General features: G+C 49.5%; 16 protein-coding genes and 1 tRNA gene. 12 read left to right on the top strand and 5 right to left on the bottom strand.

The genetic code is table 11. The features are described from left to right. Positions 1 to 151: 151 nt before the first annotated feature. The 12 genes from ABFD83_11885 to ABFD83_11830 all read left to right on the top strand — a co-directional run bounded on the left by ABFD83_11885 (position 152) and on the right by ABFD83_11830 (position 10,710). Entirely contained in the window at positions 152 to 499 is a 348-nt protein-coding gene (locus tag ABFD83_11885) for an autorepressor SdpR family transcription factor (protein MEN6357770.1), read from the top strand. Then, on the top strand, positions 472 to 1,140 hold the full coding sequence (locus tag ABFD83_11880) for an SdpI family protein (GenBank protein MEN6357769.1): 669 nt from the start codon (positions 472 to 474) through the stop codon (positions 1,138 to 1,140). Before ABFD83_11885 ends, ABFD83_11880 begins: the two co-directional genes overlap by 28 nt. 46 nt (positions 1,141 to 1,186) lie before the next feature. Then, the gene (locus ABFD83_11875; GenBank protein MEN6357768.1) at positions 1,187 to 1,642 is read left to right on the top strand and encodes a hypothetical protein; all 456 of its coding nucleotides are present in this window, start codon (positions 1,187 to 1,189) and stop codon (positions 1,640 to 1,642) included. A gap of 101 nt (positions 1,643 to 1,743) precedes the next feature. After that, the gene (locus ABFD83_11870) at positions 1,744 to 3,366 is read left to right on the top strand and encodes a radical SAM protein (protein MEN6357767.1); all 1,623 of its coding nucleotides are present in this window, start codon (positions 1,744 to 1,746) and stop codon (positions 3,364 to 3,366) included. 145 nt (positions 3,367 to 3,511) lie between these two features. After that, entirely contained in the window at positions 3,512 to 4,339 is an 828-nt protein-coding gene (gene pgeF, locus ABFD83_11865; GenBank protein ID MEN6357766.1) for a peptidoglycan editing factor PgeF, read from the top strand. Between the two features lie 139 nt (positions 4,340 to 4,478). Beyond that, positions 4,479 to 5,153: a YggS family pyridoxal phosphate-dependent enzyme gene (locus tag ABFD83_11860; GenBank protein ID MEN6357765.1), complete on the top strand. Its 675-nt coding sequence runs from the start codon at positions 4,479 to 4,481 to the stop codon at positions 5,151 to 5,153. A 106-nt stretch (positions 5,154 to 5,259) separates the two neighbouring features. After that, positions 5,260 to 5,709 carry a cell division protein SepF gene (locus ABFD83_11855; protein ID MEN6357764.1) on the top strand — a complete coding sequence of 150 codons (450 nt, stop codon included), beginning with the start codon at positions 5,260 to 5,262 and terminating at the stop codon, positions 5,707 to 5,709. A 155-nt stretch (positions 5,710 to 5,864) separates the two neighbouring features. After that, positions 5,865 to 6,704 (top strand): pyrroline-5-carboxylate reductase, encoded by an 840-nt coding sequence (gene proC, locus ABFD83_11850; GenBank protein ID MEN6357763.1) that lies wholly within the window; start codon positions 5,865 to 5,867, stop codon positions 6,702 to 6,704. A 20-nt stretch (positions 6,705 to 6,724) separates the two neighbouring features. Continuing rightward, complete coding sequence (locus tag ABFD83_11845) at positions 6,725 to 7,198, top strand: DivIVA domain-containing protein (GenBank protein MEN6357762.1); 474 nt, start codon at positions 6,725 to 6,727, stop codon at positions 7,196 to 7,198. Next, positions 7,199 to 8,179 carry a type II CAAX endopeptidase family protein gene (locus ABFD83_11840; GenBank protein MEN6357761.1) on the top strand — a complete coding sequence of 327 codons (981 nt, stop codon included), beginning with the start codon at positions 7,199 to 7,201 and terminating at the stop codon, positions 8,177 to 8,179. A 137-nt stretch (positions 8,180 to 8,316) separates the two neighbouring features. After that, complete coding sequence (locus ABFD83_11835) at positions 8,317 to 9,411, top strand: peptidylprolyl isomerase (protein MEN6357760.1); 1,095 nt, start codon at positions 8,317 to 8,319, stop codon at positions 9,409 to 9,411. A 162-nt stretch (positions 9,412 to 9,573) separates the two neighbouring features. Beyond that, the gene (locus ABFD83_11830; GenBank protein MEN6357759.1) at positions 9,574 to 10,710 is read left to right on the top strand and encodes a Gfo/Idh/MocA family oxidoreductase; all 1,137 of its coding nucleotides are present in this window, start codon (positions 9,574 to 9,576) and stop codon (positions 10,708 to 10,710) included. Here the strand turns inward: ABFD83_11830 and ABFD83_11825 are convergent. The 5 genes from ABFD83_11825 to ABFD83_11805 all read right to left on the bottom strand — a co-directional run bounded on the left by ABFD83_11825 (position 10,707) and on the right by ABFD83_11805 (position 17,215). Beyond that, the gene (locus ABFD83_11825; GenBank protein ID MEN6357758.1) at positions 10,707 to 11,177 is read right to left on the bottom strand and encodes an S-layer homology domain-containing protein; all 471 of its coding nucleotides are present in this window, start codon (positions 11,175 to 11,177) and stop codon (positions 10,707 to 10,709) included. The genes ABFD83_11830 and ABFD83_11825 overlap by 4 nt on opposite strands. A 170-nt stretch (positions 11,178 to 11,347) precedes the next feature. Continuing rightward, a complete protein-coding gene (locus tag ABFD83_11820; protein ID MEN6357757.1) occupies positions 11,348 to 12,367 on the bottom strand; it encodes a rod shape-determining protein in 1,020 nt (339 codons plus the stop codon). After that, positions 12,360 to 13,643 (bottom strand): UDP-N-acetylglucosamine 1-carboxyvinyltransferase, encoded by a 1,284-nt coding sequence (gene murA / locus ABFD83_11815; protein ID MEN6357756.1) that lies wholly within the window; start codon positions 13,641 to 13,643, stop codon positions 12,360 to 12,362. Before murA ends, ABFD83_11820 begins: the two co-directional genes overlap by 8 nt. 424 nt (positions 13,644 to 14,067) lie before the next feature. Then, positions 14,068 to 16,887 carry an RCC1 repeat-containing protein gene (locus ABFD83_11810; GenBank protein ID MEN6357755.1) on the bottom strand — a complete coding sequence of 940 codons (2,820 nt, stop codon included), beginning with the start codon at positions 16,885 to 16,887 and terminating at the stop codon, positions 14,068 to 14,070. A gap of 252 nt (positions 16,888 to 17,139) precedes the next feature. Further along, positions 17,140 to 17,215, bottom strand: a tRNA-Ala gene (locus ABFD83_11805). Positions 17,216 to 17,394: the final 179 nt, after the last annotated feature.

Raw genomic sequence — 17,394 nt, 5'->3', positions numbered from 1 at the left:
ATCCCTCCAGTGTCTATACCTGGAGGGATTTTTTATGTGTGGGTCTAGACGCATAACAATTTTGATGCGGATTTTCCTGACTAACCACTTGACAACCAAACTTTGTTACTATATAATTTAGATGTTAGACTAAATAACAAACAGGTGCAACATGAGCAACGTATACAAAGCGCTTTCGGACCCAACAAGGAGGAAAATTTTGCAGATGCTGCGAGAGCGTGATATGACTGCAGGCGAGATAGCCGAGCACTTCGATATCACAAAACCCACGCTCTCAAGGCATTTCGCCATCCTCAAAGAAGCTGATTTGATCTATGGCGATAAAGTCCGCACGACTATAACCTACCATCTGAATGTATCTGTGCTGGAGGATGCACTGGTCACCCTGCTGGATACATTTGATCTATTGAAGCGGGATAGTAAGGGCAAAATCGAAGTCAAATCTGATGCAAACAGTGGAGGGGCAAGGCAATGGAAAACGAAGCAGCATCCGGCGTGAAGCGGGTACTCGTGGCAAGCGCCTACATTCTTTTTGTAATGCTGGTTATTACTGTGGTTGGTTGGATAATGATTCCAGATGGGCAGAGGATTGTTACACACACAAATCATATGGGCCAACCTGACGGATATTCGAGTAAAGCGGTTGGCCTCTTGGGGCTGCCTATATTTGCTTTGATCTTGGCGGGAATCCTTGTTCTACTTGCCAGGATCGAGAATCTCTCTTCAGTTGTAACAGTCTTGTGGGTTGCAGCCATGACGCCATTCGTTGTATTGCAGGGTTTGACTGTATGGACTGCCCTTGGTCGCAAGGCGGATATGAATGCGATTATATGGGGGACGTTCGGATTGCTTCTCATTGTGGTCGGCAACTATTTTCCAAAGTTGCGACGTAACCGAATATCTGGTATTCGGACGCCCTGGACTCTCTCAAGCGAGCTTTCGTGGAACAAGACACACCGCATAGGCGGTAAGCTGACTGTTCTATATGGTTTGGTGATCCTGGTATGCGCTTTTTTGCTTGATTCCATGGCTCTGATTCATGTGATTGTTGGCATGGGGCTACCTTATGTTATCTTTCTGTTTATATACTCATATGTGATCTGGAAAGGTGATTCGGGCCGCTCATCATTGTCTATGTGATTTCGAGCTGATGATGAAGCTGACGATGACAAGAAAGGGGAAAGATATGTCTCTTAGAAGATCGGTTGCAATTCTGGCTGTAATTTTAGTGTCTGTGCATATATGTGGTTGCGGCAATCGACGCAGTGGAGCGGGTAAGGCGAGCAGTTCCGATATGGCAGCCGCGCAAGCTTTAATTGATGCCTTGGACGATAACAATCTGGGACCGATCCAGAGTCAGTGTTATGATGGTCTACAACGAAGGTGTGTAAACTGGGTGCCGGCAACAAGCAAAGCGCTCAACACGCAGTTTGGTCGAGCAAAAGACTTGTCGATGATATCGACCAGGGTGCCTGCCAATGGTTGGATAGAGCAGATATGGTCAGTGCGGGCTGAGCGTCAAAACTACCAGATGCGCGTGTCATACTTGCACACAAAGATCGGGCACTTGGAATTTCGCACCGCCTCTGATAAGCCTTGGACACATGTAATGGAAATTGCTTCGGGTCAGAACATAAAGTGAGAAATGTCTATTGGCAGAGAAATTATAGAACAGCTTTACCTTAATCTCATAATGTGTCTGTTTCACTTGCATATGCAGGCGCGTTGGCTTAGCATGTATATATGGATTTGTATGAAATGACAAAGGCCAGGCTCGCACGCGAAAAGGGTGGGGTGACCATCGACAGAGCCGCAGCCGTCAGGTTTGCGCTAGCTTTCCCGAATGAGTATCGCGTGGCTATGGCTTCGCTGGGCTATCAGCTCGTTTATCGGATGATAAACGACCTGCCGAATGCCTCTTGCGAACGTGTGTTTTTGCCTGAGCCTGCCGACCTCAAAGAGTATATTAGGACCAGGACCGAGCTGTTTACAATTGAGAGCCTTTCGCCTCTATCAGAGTTCGATGTGTTAGGGTTTTCGATCTCATTTGAGATGGACTATCTCAATGTCCTGAGAGTCCTCAAGCTCTCAAATCTGCCCATAAAGTGCGCCGACCGTGATGATTATGATCCTATAGTCATTGCCGGTGGACCATGCGCTACGTTTAACCCCGAGCCTCTTGCTGATTTTATCGATGCGTTTGTGATAGGTGATGCGGAAGATGTCCTGCCCGCTATGGTCGATGTGTTGGAAGCCGGACGAGACAAGCCTCGCGCTGATACTCTTAACGGCCTGGCGTCTGTTGAGGGAGTGTATGTGCCCGCTCTGGGGAACAAGGCCGTGCGCCGGATTGCAATGGATTTGAATGCACACCCTGCTTCGGCAGTTATCCGGACTGATGAGGCTGAGTTCGGCGATACAGAACTTGTCGAGATCGCCAGGGGCTGCGGCAGGAAGTGCCGGTTTTGTGTGGCGGGTCATATCAATCGCCCGCAGCGTCCGCGTGATATCTCGCATGAATGTAATGGTTCCAAAGTCGGGCTGGTGGGTGCGGCTGTCTTCGATCACCCGGATGCAAAGGGCATCTGTGAGTCGATTGTGGAGTCAGGTGGGCAGTTCAGTACGTCCTCAATCAGGCTTGAGACTGTAACAAGCGAACTTGTATCCCTGATGACTCAATCTGGTCAGAGGACACTTACAATCGCTCCTGAGGCCGGAAGCAGCCGATTGCGCCATGTGATAAACAAAGATGCGACTGATGAGCAGATATTTTCCGCTGTCTCGTCAGCTTATAACGCGGGCATCAATCGAGTGAAGCTATACTTCATGATTGGGCTGCCTACTGAGACTAATGAAGACATCATCTCGATCATAGACCTGGTAAGTCGACTCGCAGGTGAGTTTGCGACTATCAATTTTCAAGTCTCGGCGAGCAGTTTTGTGCCTAAACCATGGACTCCGTTTCAGTGGCATGCCATGGAGCGCGAGAATATTCTCAAAAAGAGATATGCAATGCTCAGGGCAGGGATATCGTCGATCAAGGGCGCTAACTTCAGTGGGGAGAGCCCGAGGCTTGCGACAATTCAGGGATACCTTGCGCGCGGAGACAGGCGTATGAGCGCTGTGCTTGAAGCCGCTCTTGAAAGTGACGGCGACTACTCCGCCGCTCTCCGCGATACCGGTATCGACATAGCAGAGTATATCTACAGGACTCGCGATTTTGACGAGAAACTGCCCTGGGAGAACAACATAGATAACCGCCTGAGCAGGGATTATCTGTGGAATGAATACCAGAAGGCTCTGAGCGAAGATACAACTGCCCAATGTAATGTCGGTGTATGCAAGATGTGCGGCGCATGCACCTGATTTAGTAATTAGTATATTGTATTGATTATTGTTTTTTGTGTATAGGTACACTGGCCTGCTCCCTCTCCTGGGGGAGAGGGTTGGGGTGAGGGCGCTATCTGATTTAGTATTTTATATTGATTGTTGTAGTAAAGGTTATAAGTCAATGCGGCTTCCCAACTGGTATAGAGTAGAAGAAAACGGCGTGCGATATTACCGCGCATGGAACCTGCACACATCGAGAATGGTCTCGCATGGCTTCAGCACGCGCATCGGAGGTGTCAGCAGAGAGCCATATAATACTCTTAATCTGGGTCTGGCTGTAGATGACGATCCTGAGACGGTGCTGGCCAATAGACGCGCATTTGCAGGCGCGCTAGATATCGACCCTGAGCGCATTGTAGTTCCGCGACAAGTTCACTCGAATATTGTAAAGGTTGTGACCGAAGCCGATGCAGGCGCGGGCGCTCTGGATCACGCGACAGCGATTGTGGATGCGGATGCTCTTGTCACTAATGTGCCCAATCTGCCTCTCGCGCTGCACTTTGCGGACTGCGTGTGCATATATCTGCTCGACCCAGTAAATCGAGCGATAGGGGTCGTTCATGCCGGTTGGAGAGGGACTGTCGCAAAGATTGTAACCGCTGCAGTTGAAGCTATGAATCACGAGTATGGCACTGGACCCGGCGATATCCAGGCAGCTATTTCTCCATCGATCTGCAGAAACTGCTTTGTCGTAGGCAAAGATGCGGCTGAGGAGATTTTCAAGGCGTTTCCGCACGACAGCCGCATTCTCTCTCAGTCCGCCACAGACAAGTGGTTTGCCGACCTCAAGAACGCCAATTATATACTTCTGAGGCGGGCTGGTGTACCGGGTGCGAACATAGCCATCAGCCAGGAGTGTACGTCTTGCAACCCGGAAGATTTCTTCAGTTATCGCAGAGACGGCAAAACAGGCCGCATGGGCGGCTGGATGAGCCTGAGAGACGTATGATCGCTGATCGTGTATTGTGGATCGATCAATGATAAGCATACGACCTGCATGGATGGTAAAAGATGGCACGCGAATTTTATACACTTTTTTACTTGACATGGCAGGAAATAAATGTAATACTATTCAACAAGTAAGCGTTATGTCTATAATAGAAAACAATCTTCGGCAGGTAATGGACCGCATAGAAAAAGCGGCGGCAAGAGCAGGTCGAAGCGGAAGTGATGTTACTCTGGTGGTCGTGACCAAGACCCGGAGTATTGATGAGATCAGGCAGGCTATTGAGTGCGGCGCGGCGGACATAGGTGAAAACTATGTTCAAGAAGCCGAGGAAAAGTTTAGCATACTTGGCAAGGCGGCGAGGTGGCATATGATAGGCCACCTGCAAAAGAACAAGGCCCGCCATGTAGTCGAGTATGCAGACCTGATCCACAGCGTCGATAATGAGGCGCTTGCAAAAGAGATTGGTCGAAGAGCTGAAGCGATTGGGCGGAGAGTGGATGTGTTGATCGAGGTCAATATATCCGGCGAGGAGTCCAAATTTGGGGTTGGCCCGGACGATGCGCTGAAGCTGGCAGAAAGCATTACAGGAATACCCGGAATAAGGCTTTGCGGTCTGATGGGGATGGCGCCTTTATTACCTGACCCGGAAAGCACGCGGCCGTATTTTAGAAAACTGAAACGGATTTGGGATAAGCTGCCGGATGAGCAGCGGCTCTACCTCTCGATGGGAATGACGCATGACTTTGAGATTGCGGTCGAAGAAGGCTCGAATGTGGTGCGTATCGGCACCGCCATATTCGGTCCGAGAGCGTAGAGCGGTCCAAAAAGAAGTAATATACAATTGAATTCAGTCACGGATAGGAGTGACGCCCAGCACCCAACCTGGCTGGTATAAAAACCAGAATGGGAGGGTTACTGTTGTGAGAGCAACTCCGCAAGAAGATTATGATGAGCAGCCGAGAGGACTGTGGGGTCGACTTAAGGACAAGATCGGTTGGGGTGATTTCGACGAGGAAGAACTGGAGTATGTAGACGAGCCGGACGGAAGGCGCAAGCCTACTATGGTCCGAGTTCACTCGTCACGGATAAACCGGGTTTCGGTCTGGTTGTCTGTGCAGTCGTTTGAAAATGCGCAGCAGGCGGCTGACGGCCTTAAAGAGGGCCACCAGCAGATAGTCAATATGGAAAAGGCTTCGCCGGAGGTCTGCGCGAGAGTGATCGATTTCCTGAGCGGAGTTATCTACGCTCTGGACGGCTATATCGAAAGAGTTGGGGAGAAAGTTTATCTGTTTACACCCAGCAACTACGTAATAGAGGTAGAGAACGGCGGACCCAGCAAGAAGGTCCAGAGTCCTTTCAACGAGAACTAAAAGCATGGGGATCCGGGAAATCACCGGGTCCCTGTTTTTATTGAGTCGGTGGAAAGCAGGCAGTATACGGCTGCGAGCCATGCTTCGGGACATACGTCCGCGAAGCATCAGGTATCTCACTTTTATACCTCCAGGTATCTTACCTGGAGGTAGCAATGCGCATCATAATGGAGAAAGAAATGGCATCGGAAAAGATCGGGAAACTCGCAATAATCGGCGCGGGCGCTATGGGCAGCGCATTTGCTAAGGGAGTCATATCGGCAGGGTTGTTTTCGCCGAGTGATGTGACAATGACTGATATCAGCCAAGCCCGCCTGGATTATGTTTCAGGTGAGTGGGGTGTCAATACCACAACCGATCCATCCTTCGCCATGGCGGTTGCCGACATTGTATTGTTTGCGCTCAAACCCGGTGTGCTTTTGGAGACACTTCCTGAGCTTGCAAAATTCGTCAAAGACGGTCAACTGATTATCTCTATAGCTGCCGGTGTCAGACTAGAGTCGATCGAGTCTGAAATGCCCAGGGGCACTGCCATAGTGCGGACTATGCCCAACACGCCATGTCTGATCGGCGCGGGCGCTATAGGCTTTGCAAGAGGGCGCGCTGCCGGTGATGAGCAGGTAGCTCTTGCGAAGCGGTTATTTGATGCTGTCGGAATTGCATTTGAAGTGCCGGAAAAGATGCTGGATGCAGTCACTGGTCTAAGCGGAAGCGGTCCGGCGTATGTTTATGTGATGATTGAGGCTCTGGCTGATGCCGGGGTGAGAGTAGGGCTGCCGAGAAACATTGCGCTGCCGCTGGCTGCACAGACTGTTTTTGGCTCGGCAAAGATGGTGCTGGAATCTGACGAGCACCCGATGAAACTGAAGGACCAGGTGACCAGCCCCGGCGGAACAACAATCGCCGGGATCGATGCTCTCGACAAGAATGGCTTCAGAACAGCGCTCATGGAGGCTGTGAAGGCCGCGACAAAGCGTTCGGAAGAGCTTGCGTAGGTTGGAGAGAGAGGTAGACAATGTCAATCACACCCGTGGACATATTACATACAGAGTTTAAGACCGCATTCAAGGGCTATAACAGGGCTCAGGTGGATGAGTTCATCGGTTCGGTAAGGCAGGCGCTTGAAGAGGCTCTTAAGGATAAGAGCGAGCTTGCACGCAAACTCGAAACGCTTCAGGAAGAAGTGGACCGCGTACGCAAGATCGAGTCTGCCATGACCGATGCCCTCACTGTAGCGCAAAAGAGCGCAGATGAGGTTCGCAATAATGCTCACAAGCAGGCTGAACTGATTCTTAAAGAGGCCGAACAGTCCCGCGTACAGATGACTGTCGAAGCTCAGAAAGAGGCTGAGAAGCATAGAGCCGATGCCGAGCTGATCCAGGCTACTCGTGATAGGTTCGAGTCAGAGTTTAGAGGGATGCTGACGTCATATCTCGAATGGCTCGACAGGCGTAAATCGAGCGAAGAAACAAAGAGCGAGGTCGCCTGATTGAGCTTTGACCGGCCAAGCGCTAGTTTGGGCACGCGTTGGGGCATTGTCTTTGTGCTGGTCATTGTAGCAGCATGCCTGATTGGTATTCAGATTGCCGACATCAGTGTCGGGACGCATGGTGGCGCGCAGCCTCAGCTAAAGCCGTATTCCCAGCAGATTCTTATGTATCTGGCGGGTCTGTTTGTCGCCTGTGCGATGATCGGCCTTGTGCTGGCTATATCCTTCTTCATCAACAATTACAGATCTTTGAAAGATGCCCTGCCGCATAATATTTCCTCGTCATTATTGATACGTGTGTTTTTGATATATCTGATCGGCAGTTTTGTTCTGGAGGGTATTGCCTCAGCATGTGTGACAATGAGCGGTCTCGACTCAGCCGGAGAGATTGGAAATCTGGTTTTTCTTGTTTTACAGGCTTTGGCGATTCTCACTGCTCTTGCTATCGGCCTCGGTGCAATGGCATTTAGGACAGGATATGACAATAAAGCATTCGTTGAGATTGGTCTGAAGCCATTATCATTTGCTGATGCGCTCAAATGGGGACTGGGAACGTATCTTGCGGCGCTGCCGTTTTTCGGTGCGGCGGCGTATATCAGTCAGTTGTTGGACAGGACCATCTTCCGTGGAATAAAGACACCCGAGCATCCGCTCACGCCATATTTCACGGGCGGCGAGGGCACATCATTTGTGGTGGTAATTATACTTGGCGCATTGATTGCTCCGCTGGTTGAGGAAATATTCTTTCGCGGCGTATTGTATGGAGCGCTCAGGGGAAGGATGCGAGTGTGGGGCGCTGCTGTATTTTCTGCGGCAATTTTTGCGTTCGGCCATCCACTTCCGGAGTATTTTCTGCCGATATTTGTTCTAGGGGTTGCCTTTGCGTTTGTGCGTGAAAGGACAGGCTCGCTCATGCCGTCTATGATAGCGCACGGCCTGCACAACGGCGCTGCTATAATCCTCGTGCGATTACTCTATTAACTTTTTGGGGAACCGGCTGTGCGTCGCGTTCGTTATAGAATAGGTGGATTCAACGGGGGGGTGATAAAGTCGTTGACCGACCGATCTGGTTTGTAGTATTATCATTTGAATCAAAAGTACTGAAAGGAGCTATATAAATGCGTAATAGAATGCTTATGGTGGTTATGGCGCTGGTTATTCTTGCGACAGCCACTAGCGTGGCGTTTGCAGCGGATGGGACAAAACCATTCGACATGGACGCAGCGCTTGCAAAATACTGGGCAATGCCCAGCAGTACAGTTATGGCAACAGTAAACGGTGCGTCGATCACTAAGGGTGACTTGATGAAGATGCTGTGGTCATGGAGCGCGCCGAACCATCTACAGTTCCTTGTGAACCAGAAACTGGTGTTCCAGGCTGCAAAGAAGGCAGGCGTGTCAATAACATCTGCTGAGATGAAAGCAAAAATCGATGATCTGGTCAAGAAGAGCGGCGCTCCTAGCCTGGACGCTATACTGGCTCAGTCCGGCCAGACCCGCGAGCAGTTTATGGCCATGCGCAAACTCTCTTTCCTAGCCGAAAAGATTGTGGCCAAGACAATAAACGTTACCGATGCTGAGTATGCTGAATATGCAAGAGCGCAGCACATTTTGATCAGATTCTCACAGGACGAGACGGACAAGACCAAGGCTGAGGAAACAGCCAAGGCGAAAGCTGATGAGATCTATGCGAAAGCCAAGGCAGGCGAAGACTTCGCAAAGCTTGCCGATGAGTATTCAGAAGATCCGGGCAATGTCAAGGATGGGAAGAAACTGGGCGGTGATGTAGGCTGGTTCACGCATGGGCGTATGGTTCCTGATTTTGAGAAGGCAGCATTCGCATTGAAGCCGGGCGAGATCAGCGAACCTGTTAAAGTATTCTACGGTTATCATATCATCAAACTTATCAAGCTTGGCAAAGATGCATCCCCGGCTGAAAAGCAGGATCTGAAGAAGATGATAGTTGAGACCAAGACTCCGATGGAACTGGGAGTCTGGTATCAGAAGACATTGGGGGCAGCTAAGATCGTTAATAAGATTGCTCCTCCTGCAAGTATGCAGCCCAAGCCTCAGGTTGCTCCAAAACCACAGCCAAGGCGCGCTGCTCCGACAGTTGCTCCTAAGGCGGCACCTGCGCCGCAGCCTGCTCCGGCCGCGAACGGCGAAGAGTCTCCCGAGACTCCTCCGCCTCCGCCCGTGCCAGCCGGCAAATAAAAACTAAATCAGAATAATTCTGATTAATCAAGGGCCGTGAAGACAATCTTCACGGCCCTTGACATATCTTTGTGGTTGCAAGAAAATATGATCTAATAAATAGAAGCTGCTAACCAGTTTTCTAAACGTTTTGCGTTACGAATCGATGTTTGGAGGTTTGATTTGACGGCAGGCAAAGTCAATGTAGGTATAGTAGGATACGCATTTATGGGCAAAGCGCACAGCGTGGGTTATCGAGACTGCGCGTTTGCGTTTCCTGATGTGAAGGCCATCCCGGTAATGAAAGAAATATGCGGACGCAATGAGCAGGCCGTAAGAGAGGCCGCCGGGCAGTTCGGCTGGGAGCGCTGGAGCTGTAATTATGAGCATGTCGTCACTTCCGATGACATAGACCTTGTTGACATTTCCACCGGCAATGACACACACAAAGAGATCGTGATTGCCGCCGCTCAAAACGGCAAACATGTCTTCTGCGAGAAGCCCATGGCTATGAGCGTGGCCGAGTGCAGACAGATGATAGAGGCTGTCGAGAAGGCCGGTGTGGTCCACATGATCAACTTCAACTACCGCTGCGTACCTGCTGTTGCACTTGCCGGACAAATGATCGGGGACGGCATGATCGGCACGCCGTATCATTTTCGAGCGGTCTATCTGCAGGACTGGATAATGGACCCGAACTTTCCTCTCGTCTGGCGACTGCGCAAGGATAAGTCAGGCTCGGGCGTGCACGGTGATCTGAACGCTCATATAATCGATCTGGCGCGATATCTGTGCGGCGAGTTCGACTCGGTCTGTGGCCTTATGAAGACGTTCATAAAAAATCGCCCTCTGCCGGGTGAGCCTGGCAAGACAGGTGAGGTGACTGTAGATGACGCTGCGATGTTTATGGCAAAGTTTACAAATGGCGCAGTCGGCTCGTTTGAGGCATCACGCTTTGCAGGAGGGCATCGCAACGGCAATCACTTCGAGATCAACGGCAGCAAAGGCAGTATCAGGTTCAATCTTGAGCGCATGAATGAGATCGAGTATTTCGATCTAAGCGATAAGCCGAAATACCAGGGCTGGAAGACTATTCTGGTTACGGAGGCCGACCATCCGTATATCAGAGGCTGGTGGCCCAGCGGGCACATAATTGGCTGGCAGCATACATTTGTGCACCAGATATACAATCTTATGAACGATATCGCTGAACACAAGTGCCCGACACCCAACTTCTACGATGGCCTGAAGTGCCAGGCTGTGCTCGAAGCGGTGGAGAAATCGGCTGATATGAGAGAGTGGGTGAAAGTTGAAGATTAGTCCGGCGCGCCTGTCGGCGGAACGCTCAGCTCAATCAGTTTTGCCGACACTAGGGCGAGCGCATCTCCAAGCTCCTGACAGGTTATTTGTTTATCACCGTCTTTGAACAAGGGCGAGTCCTTGGGCAGGAAACCCCCATTCTTCAGCAGATCGACCGACGGGGCTGCCCAATTAGTTGTTTTAGGAGTTGATTCCGTCTTCTTGTCCTCACTGCCGATAACTGGCTTTTGGCTTGACTGAATGAACTGCACCATATTTGCAAGGGCCACGCAAAGCTCATATCTGGTGATGTGTCTATCGCCCTTGAAAGTATCATCAGGATAGCCGTTCATTATGCCGTTTTTTGCCACCATATCGACTGCATCCTTTGCCCAGTGATCGCTCGGCACATCTTTAAACGTCTCATCCGCCCAGCATGGAGCACTCAGTAATGCGATACTTGCCAACAGTATAGACAGATACCTCATAATCTTTCTCCTTGAAAATAGTAGAGAGCGGAGAGTGGAGAGCCGAGAGCCCAGACCAGTCATCGCTCAGCCAACGCGTTTTGACTTTTGTAGCGTATGAAACAAAAAAGGCCAAAAAGCAGGATCGCCCCCAACTTTTTGACCTTTTGACTTTCAGACTTTTCTACTCTCTATTCAAATCCGGTTTCTATAAATTTATCGCGGATAATGTCCATCTGGTCCAGAGCCCTGCCGCAGCCCAGAGCTACGCATGAGAGCGGGTCTTCGGCGACATGGATCGGGACGCCCGTCTGGCTTGCAAGCAGCTTATCCAACCCTCTGAGCAGTGCGCATCCGCCAGTAAGCATCATTCCACGCTCTATAATATCTGAGCTGAGTTCCGGCGGTGTCTGCTCCAGAACGCTCTTTACGCGTTCTATTATGGCACCGATAGGCTCATTCAAGGCTTCTCTGATCTCAGCGGACGTTACTTCGATTGTTTTAGGCAGGCCTGCTATGAGGTCGCGACCTCGCACTTCCAGTACGAGTTCTTGCTCCAGAGGAAATGCACTGCCTATCTTTGTTTTTATCTCTTCTGCGGTGCGTTCGCCGATCATGAGGGAGTATTTGGTTTTGATGTGACGAGCTATTACTTCATCCATCTTGTTTCCGCCGATTCGGATCGACTTTGAAAGCACTCTGCCACTCAATGATATGACGGCAATGTCTGTTGTCCCGCCACCGATATCGACAACCATATTTCCGCCCGCACTTGAAATGGGTAATCCAGCGCCTATGGCAGCTGCAAGAGGTTCTTCGATCGGGTAAGCCTGACTTGCCCCTGCGCTCTTAGCAGCCTGCACTACGGCGCGCTTCTCGACCGCAGTAATCTCCGATGGGACTGCTATTATGATCCTTGGCTTGAGCATACGCTTTCTGCCACAAACTTTTGAAATAAGGTATTCCAGCATCTTATGCGTGGTGGAGTAATCGGCAATGACGCCGTCGCACATGGGCCTGATGGCTACCACATTCTCCGGTGTGCGGCCGATCATCAGCCGTGCCTCTTCACCAACAGCCACCAGGCACTGACTTGTGGTGTTCATCGCGACGACCGAAGGCTCGCGCAGAACCACACCTTTACCTTTTAAGTAGACCAGAATATTGGCAGTCCCAAGGTCAATGCCGAGTTCGGGAACCAGGTTAAACACAGACAGTCTCTTTCTCTTGTTCGTTATGATTGCTGGTTATCTGCGCGCCGAGGCTGCGCAGTTTTTCGACCATGTTTTCATACCCGCGTTCGATATGCTCGATACCGCTGATTTCACTTTGTCCTTCAGCAGCCAACGCGGCGCATACGAGCGCGGCGCCTGCGCGCAGGTCATACGCGGTCGTCTGAGCGCCGGTAAGCTTGGGCACACCGTTGATGACGGCTGTCCTGCCTTCCTGCTTTATGTCGGCGCCCATTCTTATGAGTTCGTTAACATACCTGAATCTGCGCTCATACACGTTTTCAGTTATTACGGAAGTGCCTTCGGCAACCGAGAGCATGGCTGCGAACGGCTGCTGCAAGTCTGTTGGGAAGCCGGGGTGGGGCATGGTCATAATGTCCGTAGCCATCGGCCTTGCGTTGGCACGAACACGCATTACATTGTCTGTTATGTCAACTACCGCGCCCACTTCGCGCAATTTGAGCACGAAAGGCTCCACCATTTCTTTGCTCACGCGTTCTATACGCACATCACCCATGGTTACGACCGCTGCGACAGCAAATGTTCCTGCTTCCATACGGTCCGGCGGCATTTCAAAATCGACACCGTGCAGTTCATCGACACCTTCTATGTGGACTGTCGAGGTCCCGGCTCCGTCGATTTTAGCGCCCATCTTGGTAAGGAAAGCTGCAAGCTGTATGATCTCCGGCTCAGCGGCTGCATTGTGAATTGTAGTCACGCCTTCTGCCAGAGATGCAGTCGTCATTATATGCTGCGTGGCGCCCGCGCTTGGAAAGTTGAGGTAGACCTGCGTCCCCCTAAGCTTCTCGCACTCAGCCTCCACGAAACCATGATCCATATTTACATAGGCTCCAAGTGATTGGATGCCCTTTACATGAAAATCTATCGGCCTGGCGCCTATATCGCAACCGCCCGGCATCGCTACTTTAGCATATCCCTTGCGCGCAAGCATGGGGCCAAGTACACAAAAAGAAGCCCGCATCCTCTTTACGAGTTCATATGGGGCCTCCGTGGCTTCAATATTTGTTGCGTCAATGCGAACAACACCATCAGGTTCTTCCACACATTTAACGCCCAGCGCTCGGAGCATGTCCATCATGGTCTGCACATCGCCAATGGACGGCACGTTTCGTAAAACCGTTTCACCCTTGGCTAAAAGCGCCCCCGCCATGATCGCGAGTGTGCCGTTCTTGCTGCCGCTCGATACTATTGTTCCACTCAAACGAGCGCCACCGGTCAACAAGAGTTTGCCCAAGTTATAAGACCTCCTGTCGGAATGCTTGCCTTCTTATGGCCTGCCGACATTCTTCTTGCTCAAGTATACTAATATGAGCAAGCATATGTCAAGGAAGAAGTCACATTCGAAAGCCATAATTAATAACGAATCACACACGCCAAAAGTATACACTGTACAAAATACAGCCCCAGCCTACGACCTTGGGTTTTACTCGCATCTCTTGCCGGACCGGCTTAACCGGTCTGGTCGTTAGCGAGAACCATGATCGTAAACCAGGGTTGTTCTGACATCATTCATTATATGTATACCCTGGGTGAATCCGGGCAAAACGAAGCGTCGATTATTGCAAATAAAAAACAAAACGGCCCGTGAAAGTAATTCTTCACGAGCCACATTTGTTGAATCTACGAAGTTTTGATCGGCTGCTAGCGCTAATAATCGCCTAATAGGGAATGATGTCTGATTGCTGCCTGACTCTTACAAGTCTAAGTAGATCAGTTCCAGACAGCTCGCTTGAGCTTATACCTGTTACACTCACGAAACCGTTTGAGTTCGGCACTGTAACTCCTGTTGGAACGCTCACTTTGACGCTCGTAGGAGATCCGTCGGATATCGTAAACCAGGTCGGTGTTGATGCGGGATCGACTTCAGTTATTTTTCCCCATGTTCGAACCAGCAAGCCAATGTTGTTCAATCCTGACGATTTCTGCCATACTCGCTCAAAAGCACCCATGCTGTTTTTAACCAATTCCCAGCCCGATACTCCTTTTTGGCCCATGCCGTTCTCAGGGTACAAGTAGTCGCCGCCTCCAAGGGTTCGATTGTTCATACCCATTGGAATAATATTCTCCGAACCCGGCACTAACTCACAAGATAGCATCAATATTGTCTGCTCATCGTTAATTGTAATCAATGTCCCATCGACTTCAACAATATCCCCAAGATATACATTAGCTGGAGCTGGAGCCACTCTTATTCCAGAGGTTCTGTCTGCGCTTTCAATATAAATACAGTCATCGAATTTTGCGGTAACTGCAGACTGCAGTCCTAGAATCCTGGTTCCGTTTTTTCTAGTTTTTATTTGATATAATGGATCTAGACCCACTACGGTGGTCGGCGTGAAGATATTTTGTAAGTAGCCGTCGCCAAGCTGGCCGTATGAGTTTTCCCCCCATGCCCATATCGTACCGTCATTTTTCAGAGCTACAGTATGGTTATATGCATCAATGGATACAATTCCAGATAGTCCGCTTACCTGGGTGGGATACTCCCGAGTGGATATTGTGCCATTTCCGATCTGACCATATTTGTTGTTTCCCCATGCCCAAACAGTGCCGTCACTTTTTAGAGCAACAGAATACGTATCGCCAGCTACAATAGAAATAATCCCGGAAATGCCGGGAACAATCATAGGTGTTGATGAATTTAACACCGATCCGTTTCCAAGCTGACCATCAGTGTTTTTTCCCCATGCCAAAACTGTTCCATCATTTTTCAACGCAATAGTATGAGCGCCACCTGCTGCTACAGCAATAATATTTGTAAGCCCGCTAACTTGTACTGGGGTTAACCTTCTAGTTTTTGTTCCATCACCAAGTTCGCCGCTATAGTTACCTCCCCATGCCCAAACGGTACCATCATGTTTTAGTGCAACCGAGTGACGGGCACCGGCTGCAACAGAATCTATATTTGTAAGGTTTTGAGCTTGTAAGGGGGTACATTTGTTGTTTGTGGTAGCATCTCCAAGCTGACCATCAGTGTTACTTCCCCAAGCCCATACTGTACCATCATTTTTTAATGCAACATTGTGTGCACCGCCTGCTGAAACGGAAGTAACTTCTTGAAGATTCGTGACCTGCACTGGTGTTTTACTGCTCACCCAATTTCCATTGCCTAACTGGCCGGAGTAGTTATAACCCCATGCCCATACTGTGCCATCACTTTTTAATGCCACTGTATGGTAGGCACCAGCATCAATTGCAATCGTATCAGTGAGCGCATTGGACTGCGCAGGAGTGGATCTACTTACTAAAGATCCATCACCATACTGACCCACGGAATTGTCACCCCAAGCCCATATTGCACCATTATTCTTTAATGCTACCGTGTGATCCCCACCTGCTTTGACAGCGATAACATCGGTAATTCCCTGAACTATCTCAGGGATTGCTTTTTTGCCCGCAACTCCATTGCCCAGTCCTGAGAAGCCGTTATATCCTAAAGCCCAAGTTGTACCGTCATTTTTCAGCGCTACAGTATAATCATAGCCAGCCACAACACAGACAATATTCGTAAGACCTTGTATCTGAGCAGGAGTTTGCCTATGATTACTATTGCCGACCTCTCCGCAATAGTCATGCCCCCATGCCCAAACGGTGCCATCATTCCTTAAAGCAACCGTATGGCGCATTCCGGCACTTATCGAAGTTATTCCCGTTAGACCGCTGGCTTGTACGGGTGTTCCTCTATGATTTGATGTTCCATCTCCAAGCTGGCCATCAGTGTTTTCTCCCCATCCCCAAACTGTTCCATCACTCTTAAGCGCCACGGTATAATATTCGCCTGCGTCAATTGCAACTATATTACTAATGCTGATTACCTGTACCGGTATTGATCTTTGGGATACATTGGTTCCATCTCCAAGTGTGTTAGTACAATAACTTTTCCCCCATATCCATACTGTGCCATCATTTTTTAGAGCTACTGTATGCATAGCACCTGCGTCAATAGAGACAACTCCAGAAAGATTACTAACCTGCACAGGAGTCAACTGGTTACTTCCGCTAGTTCCATTTCCTAGTTGTCCAAACGCGTTGTTCCCCCAAGCCCATACTGTGCCATCACTCTTCAGAGCTACTGAGTGCAGTTCGCCAGCTGCTATTGATATGATATTATTCAAACCAGGGACTTGTAATGGAACCAATTTATTCTTTGTTGTTCCATCTCCAAGTTGCCCATCTGAATTGCAACCCCATGTCCATACTGTACCATCACTCTTTAATGCGATTGTGTGAAAAATCCCAGCTGCCACATCATTAATTCCTGTAAGGTTGTTACACTGTACTGGTGCTGATCTGTTTGTTGTTGTTCCATCTCCAAGTTGTCCGTTTCCATTGCCACCCCATGACCAGACTGTGCCGTCATTTCTAACTACAACAGTGTGATTACGAGCTGCCATAGTAGTGATTCTTATAGCCCAAGCACTAGAGCCGACAATCGATAAAGCAATTGTAACAAGTAGAACACACCAAACCCTTTTCATTAATGTCCTCCCCTAACATTGCAAATTGTGATAACTGTAAGTCTGCTTCAGTATACCATGCTATTATTAATTTGGATACTATTAATTCTTATATTAATTCTTATATTAATAGGACACAGACCAAATGTTAACGTTGTTGTTTGTGATGATGCAGTCAGGGTTATGAGGCTAGACATAATGAATGAGAGAGAATGAGCTGGAGCTAAAAAACGCGAAAATCCCACCGGAAAACCGGCGGGATTTCGAATTGTTTGGTGGAGCTGGCGAGATTCGAACTCGCGGCCTCTTCCGTGCGAGGGAAGCGCTCTCCCAACTGAGCCACAGCCCCGCGAACGATTAATTATATCATGGGGCACTTAGTCGGTCAATACAGGTTTTGAGGGAGGCAATTGCGATAGACGTTATTTTGAGCGCATTTTATGCCGACAGCTGATTTCATAAGTAGCCTTGAATGTCTCAGAGTTCAAAAGCGAGCAACAAACTGGCACATCCGGCAGTATTTCAGCC

This window comes from Armatimonadota bacterium (genome assembly GCA_039679645.1).
Classification (GTDB): domain Bacteria; phylum Armatimonadota; class UBA5829; order UBA5829; family UBA5829; genus UBA5829.
This window is presented reverse-complemented; position numbering and strand designations above follow the sequence as displayed.